General features: G+C 63.2%; 10 protein-coding genes. All 10 read left to right on the forward strand.

Annotated elements, in window-relative coordinates; all coding sequences use genetic code 11:
• Window positions 1–160: 160 nt before the first annotated feature.
• Complete coding sequence (locus ACTJKL_RS19020) at window positions 161–988, forward strand: phosphogluconate dehydrogenase C-terminal domain-containing protein (protein WP_437408192.1); 828 nt, start codon at window positions 161–163, stop codon at window positions 986–988.
• Window positions 989–1,057: 69 nt separating this feature from the next.
• Window positions 1,058–1,999, forward strand: a complete 942-nt coding sequence (locus ACTJKL_RS19025; protein WP_014527519.1) for a D-ribose ABC transporter substrate-binding protein — start codon at window positions 1,058–1,060, stop codon at window positions 1,997–1,999.
• A gap of 165 nt (window positions 2,000–2,164) precedes the next feature.
• The gene (locus tag ACTJKL_RS19030) at window positions 2,165–2,809 is read left to right on the forward strand and encodes a DUF2291 family protein (protein WP_440853537.1); all 645 of its coding nucleotides are present in this window, start codon (window positions 2,165–2,167) and stop codon (window positions 2,807–2,809) included.
• Window positions 2,806–4,356, forward strand: a complete 1,551-nt coding sequence (locus tag ACTJKL_RS19035) for a sugar ABC transporter ATP-binding protein (RefSeq protein WP_440853538.1) — start codon at window positions 2,806–2,808, stop codon at window positions 4,354–4,356. Before ACTJKL_RS19030 ends, ACTJKL_RS19035 begins: the two co-directional genes overlap by 4 nt.
• A complete protein-coding gene (locus ACTJKL_RS19040) occupies window positions 4,356–5,420 on the forward strand; it encodes an ABC transporter permease (protein ID WP_100672412.1) in 1,065 nt (354 codons plus the stop codon). The genes ACTJKL_RS19035 and ACTJKL_RS19040 overlap by 1 nt, the downstream gene beginning before the upstream one ends.
• A 6-nt stretch (window positions 5,421–5,426) precedes the next feature.
• Window positions 5,427–6,461: a Gfo/Idh/MocA family protein gene (locus tag ACTJKL_RS19045; protein WP_411922303.1), complete on the forward strand. Its 1,035-nt coding sequence runs from the start codon at window positions 5,427–5,429 to the stop codon at window positions 6,459–6,461.
• Complete coding sequence (gene apnL / locus ACTJKL_RS19050; RefSeq protein ID WP_440853539.1) at window positions 6,458–8,377, forward strand: D-apionate lactonase; 1,920 nt, start codon at window positions 6,458–6,460, stop codon at window positions 8,375–8,377. Before ACTJKL_RS19045 ends, apnL begins: the two co-directional genes overlap by 4 nt.
• 122 nt (window positions 8,378–8,499) lie before the next feature.
• The gene (locus tag ACTJKL_RS19055) at window positions 8,500–9,258 is read left to right on the forward strand and encodes a Tll0287-like domain-containing protein (RefSeq protein WP_440853540.1); all 759 of its coding nucleotides are present in this window, start codon (window positions 8,500–8,502) and stop codon (window positions 9,256–9,258) included.
• Complete coding sequence (locus ACTJKL_RS19060; RefSeq protein ID WP_440853541.1) at window positions 9,255–12,008, forward strand: response regulator; 2,754 nt, start codon at window positions 9,255–9,257, stop codon at window positions 12,006–12,008. Before ACTJKL_RS19055 ends, ACTJKL_RS19060 begins: the two co-directional genes overlap by 4 nt.
• Before the next feature lie 24 nt (window positions 12,009–12,032).
• On the forward strand, window positions 12,033–12,398 hold the full coding sequence (locus ACTJKL_RS19065; protein WP_100672407.1) for a response regulator: 366 nt from the start codon (window positions 12,033–12,035) through the stop codon (window positions 12,396–12,398).
• Window positions 12,399–12,406 lie beyond the last annotated feature (8 nt).

The following is a 12,406-nucleotide window of genomic DNA, read 5'->3' on the forward strand; positions in this document are numbered from 1 at the left end:
CCTGCTGATGAGTGACGAATTTCGAATTTCGTCAGTGATAATCCGAACACCGTTACTTGTCAACCGCTGACTACTTCGCGGCTATCGGCTGCTGATATGCTCATTGACTCATTATACCAGTTCGGCTATTCGGATCGTCGAGATAGCTGAGGAGTTGCGAATGACATCGATTGCCCTGTTCGGCGCCGGCGGGAAGATGGGCTGCCGCCTGGCCAAGAACCTCAAAGGCTCGCGTTTCGACGTGCGCCATGTCGAAGTGAGCGAGGCGGGCAAGGCGCGGCTGGCCGACGAGCTCGGGCTTCAGGTCGTCGCTGCCGATGAGGCGCTGGACGGTGCCGAGGTGGTCATTCTGGCGGTGCCGGATACGGCGATCGGCAAGGTTGCTTCCGCGATTGTGAATAGGCTGAAGCCCGGCACGATGGTCATCGTCCTCGATGCGGCGGCACCCTATGCCGGTCATCTGCCGGAGCGCGGCGATCTTACCTATTTCGTTACCCATCCCTGCCACCCGCCGATCTTCAACGACGAGACGGACCCGGCGGCCAAGCGTGACTTCTTCGGCGGAGTCGCCGCCAAGCAGCACATCGTCTCCGCACTGATGCAGGGGCCGGAAGAGGCCTATGCGCTCGGCGAGGAGATCGCAAAGGTCATCTGGGCGCCGGTGATGCGCTCGCACCGGGTGACGGTCGAACAGATTGCGTTGCTGGAGCCGGGCCTCTCCGAAACGGTCTGCGCCTCGCTGCTGGTCGTCATGCGTGAGGCGATGGAGGAGTGCGTCAAGCGTGGCGTCCCGAAAGAGGCCGCGCGCGACTTCCTGCTCGGCCACATGAACGTGCTCGGCGCCGTGATCTTCGAAGAGACGCCCGGCGTCTTCTCCGACGCCTGCAACAAGGCCATCGAATTCGGCAAGCCGATGCTCATGCGCGAGGACTGGAAACGCGTCTTCGAGCCGCAGGAGATCGCCGACAGCATCCGCCGCATCACCTGATCGCGCGAACGGAATACCGGAGCCTGTGAGGACAGCTCCGACGATTTTTCAACCTGGGAGGAAAAGCAGATGAAACTGACACGCAGAATGACCATCGCCGCTTTCGCGGCGGTATTGGCGGCGAGCTCCGCCATTCCGGCCTATGCGGCCGATCTCATCGCCATCATCACGCCGTCGCACGACAACCCCTTCTTCAAGGCCGAAGCGGTGGGTGCTGAGGCCAAGGCGAAGGAACTCGGCTACGAAACACTGGTCCTCGTGCATGACGACGATGCGAACAAGCAATCGCAGCTGATCGACACCGCGATCGGCCGTGGCGCCAAGGCGATCATTCTCGACAATGCCGGCTCTGAAGCGTCCATCGCGGCCGTCCAGAAGGCGAAGGATGCGGGCGTGCCGTCCTTCCTGATCGATCGTGAGATCAACGCGACCGGGGTCGCCGTCTCGCAGATCGTCTCCAACAACTATCAGGGCGCGCAGCTAGGTGCCGAGGAATTCGTGAAGCTGATGGGCGAGTCCGGCAATTATGTCGAGTTGCTCGGCCGCGAAGCCGATCTCAACGCCGGCATCCGTTCGAAGGGCTACCACGACGTCATCGACGAATATCCGGAGATGAAGATGGTGGCGCAGCAGTCGGCGAACTGGAGCCAGACCGAGGGCTACAGCAAGATGGAGACGATCCTTCAGGCCAATCCCGACATCAAGGGGGTGATCTCCGGCAACGACACGATGGCAATGGGCGCGATCGCCGCGTTGCAGGCGGCCGGCCGCAAGGACGTGATCGTCGTCGGCTTCGACGGCTCCAACGACGTTCGCGACTCGATCAAGTCCGGCGGCATCAAGGCCACCGTCCTGCAGCCGGCCTACGCCCAGGCGCAGATGGCGGTGCAGCAGGCTCACGAATACATCACCACCGGCAAGGCGCCGGCGGAAGAAAAGCAGCTCATGGACTGCGTGCTGATCAATAGCGAAAACGCCGACCAGCTCGAGACCTTCGCGCTGGCGGATTGATCGGTTCCAGGGGGTCGGAGCGGGGGCGGGCGAAAACCGTCCGCACCCGCTGAGCCTTTGAATCTGCGCACGGTGCTTACCGAAAACCGGCTCCGCTTTTCGGGCCGATGCGCTGGGCACGCGGCCCATACGCTGCGCGCCTGTCCTGTCATGGAGTGAATTTCGATGCCGAAGTTTAAGGTCGCGGCCGCACTTGTGGTTGCGGGCGTGATGGCACTCTCGGGCTGCAAGATCATCAAGACGCCGACTGCCGAAGAGGCCGCCGAGGCTGCCTCCGGCGGCTTCAATCCCAATCGCATGGTCGCCGAGATCTGGGACGCCAAAGTGCTTCCCTATCTAGACAGAAAGGCCGGTCCGTTCGTCGAAGTGACAGCTCTCGCCGAGAGCGATCCGCAGGCGGCGGGTGCCAAATACGGCCACAAGGAAAAACAGGGAAGTACCCCCTGGACTTTTGCGGCGCGTCTCTCCGGCACCATCGTCAAGGCCGAGACGAAGTCGCGTTCGGCCTATGTGGAAGTCGATGCGAACGGCGACGGCAAGGCGGACGCACGGGTGCAGATCGGCCCGGCGATCCGCGGCACGGCGATCCGCGACAGCCTCGACTTCGTCAACTTCAACGAATTCAAGAACCAGATCGAGTGGGCGCAGTTCGGCAAGGCCTTCAACACGCATGTCAACGGACTGGTGCTGGAAAAGCTGTCCCGCGACGGACTTGTCGGCAAGAAACTCGACGCTGTCGGCGCCTATCCGCTGCCCGCCAAGGGCCAATTGCCGCTGTTCGTTCCGGCTCTGCTGACGGTGGGCGGATGATCATGCACCCAACTGACGACGACAATTGCGTCCTGCGCCTCGAAGACGTGACGAAGGTCTATTCGGGCATCGTTGCGGTGCGCCATGCGAACCTTTCGCTCCGGCGCGGCGCCGTGAACGTGCTCGTCGGCGAAAACGGTGCCGGCAAGTCGACCCTGATGCGGATCATCGCCGGCGTCGAGAAGCCCTCGCTCGGCCGCATCCTGCTCGACGGCCAGGAGGTGGAATTCCATTCGCCCGCCGACGCGCAGCGCCACGGCATCGGCATGGTCTTTCAGGAACTCAACCTGTTCGGCAACCTCTCGGTTGCCGAGAACATCTTCGCGACCCGTGAGCTGACCCGGGGCATTCGCGGCATCGATCATCGCGCGCAGGTCGAGAGGGCCACCGGGTTCCTCGACCGGCTCGATGCCGGGATCGATGCCGAGACGCTCGTCGAAGACCTGCCGATCGGGCAGCAGCAGCTGGTGGAGATCGCCAAGGCGATCTCGCTCGATACCCGCATCCTTATTCTCGACGAGCCGACGTCGGCCCTTTCGGCGGCGGAGGTGGATGTCCTTTTCAAGGTCATCCGCGAGCTGAAGGCACAAGGGGTGGCGATCGTCTACATTTCTCACCGGCTCGAAGAGCTGATGCGGATCGGCGACTACATCACCGTGCTCAGGGATGGACAGATCACCGGCCACGCCATGGTCAAGGACATCGATACCAGATGGATCGTCCGGTCGATGATCGGCTCGGACGCGAAGGACTTCGCCAAATCGGTCGACCACCGCCTCGGGGAGGAGGCGTTCCGTGCCGAGGAGATCTGCCTGCCGCGCCGGACCGGCGGGCTCGCGGTCGACCATGTCTCGATCTCGGTACGTGCGGGCGAGGTGTTGGGTATCTACGGGCTGATGGGGGCCGGCCGCAGCGAAATTTTCGAATGCGTCATGGGTCAGCACCCGCATTCCTCGGGGCGGATCTTCGTCGGCGGGACGGAGGTCGACGCCAGCGACACGTCGGGCAGAATCGGCGCAGGATTGGCGCTCATTCCGGAAGATCGCCAGCGCGAGGGTCTCGTCCAGGCGCTTTCCATCGCCAGCAATCTGACGCTTGCGAGCCTCGACCGCTTCGTGCGCTTCGGCTTCCATATCGTCGGCGCGCGGGAGCAGGCCTCGATCGCTGCGGCCATCCGCGATCTTTCCATCAAGGCACCCAACCCGGGCTTCGAGGTGACCTCGATGTCCGGCGGCAACCAGCAGAAGGTGGTCATCGGCAAGGCCCTGATGACCAAACCCAAGGTGCTGCTGATGGACGAACCCAGCCGCGGCATAGATGTCGGCGCCAAAGCGGATGTCTTCCGCACCATGCGCCGGCTTGCCGGCGAGGGGCTCGCCATCCTCTTTTCCACCTCCGACCTCGAAGAGGTCATGGCGCTCTCCGACCGCATCGCCGTCATGAGCAACGGACGGCTGGTCACGGTCATCGACCGCGCCGACGCGACGGAAGAGATGATCGTGAAGGCTTCGGCCGAGGGGCATAAAACGACAAGGGAACACGCCTGATGACGACGGCAACGACGACCACCAACGCAACCGACGCGACGAGCGGCTCGGTGCTGCTCACATTGATGAAGCTCAGGACGTTCATCGCCCTCTTCGCGGTTATCGCCTTCTTCTCGATCTTCGCGCCGAACTTTCTTTCGACCGCCAATCTGATCCTGATGTCGAAGCATGTGGCGCTCAACGCCTTCCTGGCCATGGGCATGACCTTCGTCATCATCACCGGCGGCATCGATCTTTCCGTCGGTTCGATCGTCGGGCTCTGCGGCATGGTGGCCGGCGGGCTCATCCTCAACGGCATCGATCTGCAGTTCGGCTACACGGTCTATTTCAACGTCGTCGAGGTTTGCCTCATCACGCTCGCCGTCGGGATCGTCATCGGCGCGGTCAACGGGCTCCTGATCACCAAGCTCAACGTCGCACCCTTCATCGCCACGCTCGGCACGCTCTACGTCGCGCGTGGCTTTGCCCTGCTTTCATCGGGCGGCCAGACATTCCCCAACCTCGTCGGCAAGCCGGAACTCGCGACGACGGGCTTTGCCTTCCTCGGTTCCGGCCGGCTTCTCGGTCTGCCGGTTTCGATCTGGATACTCATCGTCGTGGCGCTCGCGGCCGCGTACGTGGCCAGGTACACACCGATCGGCCGGCATATCTTCGCCGTCGGCGGCAACGAGCGTGCCGCCCGCATGTCCGGCATCCGGGTCGACCGGGTGAAGATGTTCGTCTATATGTTCTCCGGCTTCTGCGCGGCGATTGTCGGACTGGTTATCTCGTCGGAACTCATGGCCTCGCACCCGGCAACGGGCAATTCCTTCGAGCTCAATGCCATTGCCGCAGCGGTTCTCGGAGGCACGTCGATGTCCGGCGGCCGCGGGACGATTGGCGGCACCATCATCGGCGCCTTCGTTATCGGCATTCTTTCGGACGGTCTCGTGATGATGGGCATCTCGTCCTTCTGGCAGATGGTCATCAAGGGGATCGTGATCATCGTCGCCGTCGTGGTGGATCAGGCGCAACGCCGGCTGCAGCAACAGGTTACGCTGATGCAGCTTGCGAAAAAGGGGTGACGGGGCATGACAGACCTCAAAGGCGCGCTGATCGGCTGCGGGTTCTTCGCAGTCAACCAGATGCACGGCTGGCGTGACGCGGAAGGGGCGCGCATCGTGGCCATCTGCGATCGTGATCCCGAGAGGCTGAAGGCGGTCGGCGACGCGTTCGACATTCAGCGGCGCTACACCTCGGCCGAGGACCTTTTTGCCGATGGCGGCTTCGATTTCGTCGACATCGCCACGACCATCGGAAGTCACCGGGCGTTGGTGGAAATGGCCGCGCGACACGGGGTCGCGACGATCTGTCAAAAGCCGATCGCGCCCACCATGGCGGACGCCAAGGCAATGGTCTCGGCTTGCGCGAAATCAGGCGTGGCGTTCATGGTTCACGAGAATTTCCGCTGGCAGTCGCCGATACGGGCGGTAAAGGCGGCGATCGACAGCGGCGCGATCGGCGAGGTGTTCTGGGGGCGGATAAGCTTCCGATCGGGTTATGACGTCTTCTCCGGCCAACCCTATCTCGCCACGGGCAAGCGCTTCATCATCGAGGATCTCGGCATTCATGCGCTCGACGTCGCGCGCTACATCTTCGGTGATGCGACGGCGGTGACCGCGCGCACGCGCCGGGTCAATCCGGCGATTGCCGGCGAGGACGTCGCGACGATGCTCCTGGACCATGACGGGGGGATCACATCGATCGTCGACTGCAGCTACGCGACCAGGCTGCCGATCGAGCCCTTTCCCGAGACCCTCGTGGAGGTGGACGGGAGCAAGGGCACCTTGCGGCTAACGCAGGGCTATCACCTTGCCGTTCACGCGAAGGGGGCTACCAAGCTGACGAATGTCGAACCGCCCGTCCTTTCCTGGGCGTCGCCTCCCTGGCACAACATTCAGGAGAGCGTCGCGCTGATTCAGCAGCATTGGATCGAAGCCTTGCGGGCCGGACGCGAGCCGGATACGTCCGGCCGCGACAATCTCGAGACCTTCGCCCTGGTCGAGGCCTCCTATCTGAGCGCGGCGGAAGGGCGAACCGTTTCACTCGCGGAGGTTCTCGGATGACGGTCTCCCGTGCCTTTGTCCTCTTCGGCACCGACGAGAAGGAGCCGGAGGCGCGCAGGATCGAGGCGGGCCGCTTGAGCGCCGATTTCGTTAGCGGCAATCTGCGCACGATCCGCTTTGCCGGCAAGGAGGTACTCAGGGCCATCTCCTTTCTCGTCCGAGACCGGGATTGGGGCACCTGCGAGGCGGAAATCCGCGACCTGACATTTGAGGAGGGCCGGGCCGGGACAGTCGTTCGGTACTCCGCCAGGTTCCGGTCGCCGGATGGGGCTCTTCTCGATTGCAGCGCCACTATCGACCTGAAGCCCGACCGCCTCGTCTTCGGCGCGCGCTTCACGCCGGATCGCGATTTCGAAACGGCGCGCGCCGGCTTCGCCGTCCTGCATCCGATCGTCGGTCTGGCCGGGCGGCCGGTCCAGGTGGAGCATAGAGACGGCACGGTCGAACGGTCGGTCTTCCCGGACCTCATCGAGCCCTGGCAGCCGTTCATGGACATCGCGGCGATTACCCACGAAGTTTCGCCCGGCATCAAGGCCGAGTGCCGCTTCGCCGGCGACGTGTTCGAGATGGAGGACCAGCGGAACTGGACCGACGGCTCCTACAAGACCTACGTGCGCCCGCTGGAACTGCCCTGGCCCTATCTGCTGAAGGCGGGTGAGACGGTGCACCAGGGCGTGACGCTTTCGATTCTCGCGGCTGAGGACACCGCCGAGCTGGAAGAGCGCAGCCAAGGCAAAATTCGCCTTTCGCTCAGGCGCGATGCGGGAAGATTGCCCGAGATCGGCATCGGCCTGCGGCCGGACGCTGCAGCTGAAGAGCTGGACAATGCGGGGCTTCTGAAGCGCGTCGGCGCACGGCACCTCGTCTGCCATTTCGACCCGGATGCCGGCCACGGTCTGACTGACCTTCGGCACTTCCGAAGCGTGGCCGACGCGTCGGGCTGTGCGGTGACACTCGAATGTTTCGTTCCATGCAAGCGACCCCCCGATGCGGATCTCGGCGAGATCGCGCAGCTTGTGCGCCAGAGCGGCCTCGACCTCGCAAGCCTGGCCGTCTCTCCCTCGGTCGACCGGCAGTCGACGCCGCCCGGTAGCGTCTGGCCGGACTGCCCGCCGCTCGAAGACATCTATGCGGCCGCTCGGAAGGCGTTTCCGGGCGTGCCGCTCGGCGGCGGCATGTTCAGCTATTTCACCGAGCTCAACCGTAAGCGGGTGCCCGCCGAAGGACTTTCCTACGTCACCCACTGCACCAGCCCGATCGTCCATGCGGCCGACGACACGAGCGTGATGCAGACCTTCGAGGCGTTGCGGGACGTAACCCGGTCCGTCCGCGCGATCTATGGCGCGAAGCCCTATCGCATAGGTCCCTCCACGATTGCCATGCGCCAGAACCCCTATGGCAGCGCGACGAAGGACAATCCGTTCGGCAAGCGGATCGCCATGGCGGCGCGGGACCCCCGACATAACGCGCTCTTCGGCGCTGCCTGGACGCTTGCCTATGCCGCGACGGTTGCCGATGCGGAGCCCGAGCTATTGACGCTTTCGACGCTTACGGGACCATTCGGGCTGATCGCCAGCGCCGGGGAGCCCGTCGAAGCCGGTCGGACGAGACCGCTGTCTCATGTCCTGACCTGGCTCGCGCAGCTGTCGGACGGCATGCGGATCGCGGTCGAAACATCCGCGCCCGAATGCGTTGCCGGCCTTGGTGCGGCGTTGAATGGAACGAGTACCTTGTTGCTTGCCAATCTCACACCCGATCTGCAACGGGTGATGCTTCCCGAGGCCGGCGCGCGTAGCCTTACGCTCCTCGACGAGACCTGGTTGCGCGATGGCGCGGAGGAACTGGAGGCGAAAGCGCACCAAAGCGACATCCTCGACCTGCCCGCTTATGCGGCTGCCCGCATCGATATGCAGTGATTCACGTCGGTCTGATGAAGGCTTGAGCGCGAAAGCGCGAGAGCGACGACTACTGGTGACTCCTTCCACGCGCCCTCCTGTGGTATCCTCTCGGCTTGCGCTTCCTCCTGGGGGGTAAGAAAATGGAAGCTCTTGCAGCCCTGGCGCGAAACTGCATCGTCACGTTATTGTGCGGTTGCGCGCTCTTCGCACCTTCGCTTGCTGCCGAGGAGGCCGATGACGTCGCGACCGGGACGCGGCTTGCCGAGTTATTGCGAGCCGCCCGAAACGTCCTTTCGAATTACCAGTCGCTCATCAATGACCCGGCAATCGGAGACAAGAAACTCGACGGCGAGCGGTTCACGGCCGAAGCGATCGCCCTTTATGGCGAGCGCACCGGCCATCCGTTGATCTCGAATGATCTCGGCGATCGCGACCGCAAGCTTCTCCAGGCGCAGATCGAGGCGATGCGGGAAGTCGTGAATGAAGAGCAGGACGACATAAACCGCCCCGGGATCGGGTTCAAGGGTTTCGTCCCGGCCATTTTCGCGCGTCTGATGAACGAGAAATTTGCCGTCAAGGCCGGCAATGAGGCGCTGGTCCGCGTGACGGCGCCGGAGGTTCTGGTGCGCAACCGCAAGTCGCTTCCCGATGCCTGGGAGGCCCGGGTCATCAACGAGGTCTTCTCGGATCCGCAGAGGCCGAGGGGTGAACTCTATACGGAAGTGACGCAGGTGAACGGCCGCCCGGCGTTCCGGATGCTGCTGCCGGAATATTACACGGAGTCCTGTCTTTCCTGTCATGGTTCGCCGAAGGGTGAAATCGACGTCACCGGCTATCCGAAGGAAGGCGGCAAGGCCGGCGATCTGGGCGGTGCCATCAGCATCGTCTTGTTCAAATGAGTGCGCTTGGGCATGAGCTCCGGTCGACACCGGCCGCCCGGCCCGCGAAAAGGCTCGACAGCCGGATCACCGATCTGCCGATCTCTGCCCGCGTGGCCGCGCTCACCGCGGCCGGCCTGATCAGCCTTGTCCTTTCATCCCTGTTTCTCACGCAGGCGCTTTATCGCAGTGCCGAGCGCATGGCCGAAACCAGGGAGCTCTTCGATCGGGCGGCATCGGCCGCATCGGCCCATGTGGCATTCGGCGATCTCAGATATTGGCTGACCGATCTCTCCGTCAGTCTGCTGATGAACTCCCAGCGCAACGCCGACGAGGCCCGCGAACGGTTGCAGGAACAGTTGGCGGGCCTTGCAAAGCACGCGCCCGAGGCGGTGGAGGCAATTCGTACGGAAGTCGACGCCTATGTCGAAACGGCTCTCCAGGCAGCCGACAGCTACACCCAGGACAACCGCATCGTCGGCAACGCCTTGCTGGCAAAGGCGCGTACCCACAGCGGCAAGGTCGATGCGGATCTCAACAGGCTCGTGGAACAGGTAAAGGCCGAGGCGGAAGCTGCCCGCAACGAGGTCGTCGTGCAAACCGAGAAGACAGCCACGACCGCGGCCATCCTGGTGGGCGGCGTGGTGTTGATCGGTTCGCTGCTGACCCTCCTCGTCCTGCGCTCTATCGTCGGCCCGCTGCGGCGCCTCAATCGCGTCATCGGCGACCTGACGGAGGGACGTTACGACGTCGATATCCCCGAGGAGGGCGGCGACGAACTGGGAGCGATGGCAAGGACGCTTTCGCTCTTTCGGGAAAGCGCCATCGAAAAGAAAAAACTTGAAGACGAAGCGGAGCGGCAGCGGCGGACGATCGCAGCCGCCCTCGAGGTGATTTCGGATGGCTTCGTCCTCTATGACTCCGAGGACAGAATCCTGGTCGCCAACAGCAAATATTGCGAAATCTTCCCGAGCCACAAGCCGAATACGCTCCGCGGCAGGAGCTTCCGCGAAATCGTGGAGCAGAACCTGGAGATGGGCCAGGTGGATCTCGAAGGCAAGTCGCCGCAGGAGTGGGTCGACGAGCGCGTAAGGCTGCATCGGGACCCTGCCGGCCTCGTTGACGAGAAGCGGTTCGGCGACAAGTGGGTCCGCATCAGCAAACGAAAGATTCCGGATGGCGGAACGGTCGCCGTCTACACCGACATCACCGAGCTCAAGCAGCGGCAGGTCGAACTCGAGCGCGCGAAGAGCCACGCGGAGTCGGCAAACGAGGCCAAGAGCCAGTTCCTCGCCTCCATGAGCCACGAGTTGCGCACGCCCCTCAATGCGATCATCGGCTACAGCGAGATGCTGATAGAGGAGGCACGCGACCACGAGGATGAGGAGCTCGTCCCGGACCTCGACAAGATAGCGTCCGCGGGTCGCCATCTTCTTTCGCTCATCAACGACATTCTCGACCTGTCGAAGATCGAGGCGAACAAGATGGAGGTTTTCCTCGAGACCTTCAGCGTTGCCGACCTGCTCCGTGACGTTGCGGCGACGGTCGCGCCGTTGATGGCCAGGAACGGAAACGAGTTCACGCACGACTTCGAAGCCGATCTCGGCGAGATGCATTCCGACCAGACCAAGCTGCGCCAGAACCTTTTCAACCTGCTCAGCAATGCGGCCAAGTTCACGAATGGCGGGCGGGTGACCCTGAGGGTCCGGCGGGAGCAAAGATCGGACCGCGACTGGCTTGTGTTCCAGGTCTCCGACACCGGCATCGGCATGTCACCGGAGCAGCAGGAACGGCTTTTCAATGCCTTCACCCAGGCGGATGCCTCAACCACCCGAAACTACGGCGGCACGGGCCTGGGCTTGAGCATCACGCGCAGCTTCTGCCGCATGATCGGCGGCGTCGTTACCGTCGAAAGCGAATTCGGCAAGGGTTCCATGTTCACCATGGAGGTGCCGGCGCAGTGCGAGAGAGAGGCCGACGGACCGCCGGCCGAACCCGTACCGCAGGTCGGGTCGGGCCGCACCGCACTCATCATCGACGACGAGCCGGCTGCCCGCAGCCTTATCGCAAAGGCACTGGCGGAAGCGGGCCTCGCTTCGATCGAGGCATCGAACGGACAGGAAGGATTGGCTGCCGCACGCAAGCATCGGCCAGACGCGATCATCCTCGATATCATCATGCCGCATCAGGACGGCTGGTCGGTCCTGCGCGCTCTGAAGAACGATCCCGAATTATGCACGATCCCGGTGATCCTGGCGACGATCCTGGCGGACCGCGAGCTGGGTCTTTCGCTCGGCGCGGTCGAATATCTGACGAAGCCGATCGATACCGACAAGCTGGTCCGGACGATCGAGACATTCGGGGGCGGCAAGCACGACGTTCTGGTCGTCGACGACGACCAGGCCTCCCGCGAGTTTCTCAGGCGCATTCTGGTCAAGAGAAAGTGGACCGTACACGAAGCGGGCGACGGGATCCGCGGACTGGAAATGATGAAGCGGATTCTGCCGCGTCTCGTCCTGCTCGACCTTCTGATGCCGGAAATGGATGGGTTTCAGACGCTCAGCGAAATGCAGAGGATTCCGGAGCTGCAGAACATTCCGGTGGTGGTGGTCACGTCGAAGGACCTCTCCGCAAACGAGCTGAAATGGTTGCGCGACCGCGCCGTCGCTGTCGTGAACAAAGGCGCAAACAGCCGCTCCCAGCTGGTCGCGGCACTCGAACGTCAGATCGGAACGGGCGCTTCGGTCGGCAAAGCCCTCGCGGACGGCTGAACATAGGCAGGAGGAGAGCCGCAAATGACGAGAATCCTTCTGGTGGAAGACAATGAAATGAACCGCGACATGCTTTCCCGGCGGCTGTCTCGCCGGGGCTTCGACGTGCTGATTGCTGAAAACGGAAAGGCCGGCGTCGAACTTGCCGCATCCGAAAAGCCGGACCTGATCCTCATGGATATGAGCCTGCCGGTGATGGACGGCTGGGAAGCGACACGACGGATCAAGGCCAATCCGCTGACATCCGGAATACCGGTCATCGCCCTGACGGCGCATGCAATGGCGAGCGACCGGGAGATGGCCCTTGAAGCCGGATGCGACGATTACGACAGCAAGCCGGTCGACTTGCCCCAACTCGTTCGCAAGATCGAGCGGCTGCTCGCGGTATAGGTGGGAAG

The organism is Sinorhizobium sp. 22678 (assembly GCF_052044265.1).
Lineage (GTDB): Bacteria > Pseudomonadota > Alphaproteobacteria > Rhizobiales > Rhizobiaceae > Sinorhizobium > Sinorhizobium meliloti_A.

Excerpts from the sequence above, each read along its gene's own strand:
- ACTJKL_RS19065 (WP_100672407.1), top strand. The coding sequence starts at position 12,033 with ATGACGAGAATCCTTCTGGTGGAAGACAATGAAATGAACCGCGACATG.
- ACTJKL_RS19025 (WP_014527519.1), top strand. The coding sequence starts at position 1,058 with ATGAAACTGACACGCAGAATGACCATCGCCGCTTTCGCGGCGGTATTG.
- apnL (WP_440853539.1), top strand. The coding sequence starts at position 6,458 with ATGACGGTCTCCCGTGCCTTTGTCCTCTTCGGCACCGACGAGAAGGAG.
- ACTJKL_RS19020 (WP_437408192.1), top strand. The coding sequence starts at position 161 with ATGACATCGATTGCCCTGTTCGGCGCCGGCGGGAAGATGGGCTGCCGC.
- ACTJKL_RS19030 (WP_440853537.1), top strand. The coding sequence starts at position 2,165 with ATGCCGAAGTTTAAGGTCGCGGCCGCACTTGTGGTTGCGGGCGTGATG.
- ACTJKL_RS19045 (WP_411922303.1), top strand. The coding sequence starts at position 5,427 with ATGACAGACCTCAAAGGCGCGCTGATCGGCTGCGGGTTCTTCGCAGTC.
- ACTJKL_RS19055 (WP_440853540.1), top strand. The coding sequence starts at position 8,500 with ATGGAAGCTCTTGCAGCCCTGGCGCGAAACTGCATCGTCACGTTATTG.
- ACTJKL_RS19035 (WP_440853538.1), top strand. The coding sequence starts at position 2,806 with ATGATCATGCACCCAACTGACGACGACAATTGCGTCCTGCGCCTCGAA.
- ACTJKL_RS19060 (WP_440853541.1), top strand. The coding sequence starts at position 9,255 with ATGAGTGCGCTTGGGCATGAGCTCCGGTCGACACCGGCCGCCCGGCCC.
- ACTJKL_RS19040 (WP_100672412.1), top strand. The coding sequence starts at position 4,356 with ATGACGACGGCAACGACGACCACCAACGCAACCGACGCGACGAGCGGC.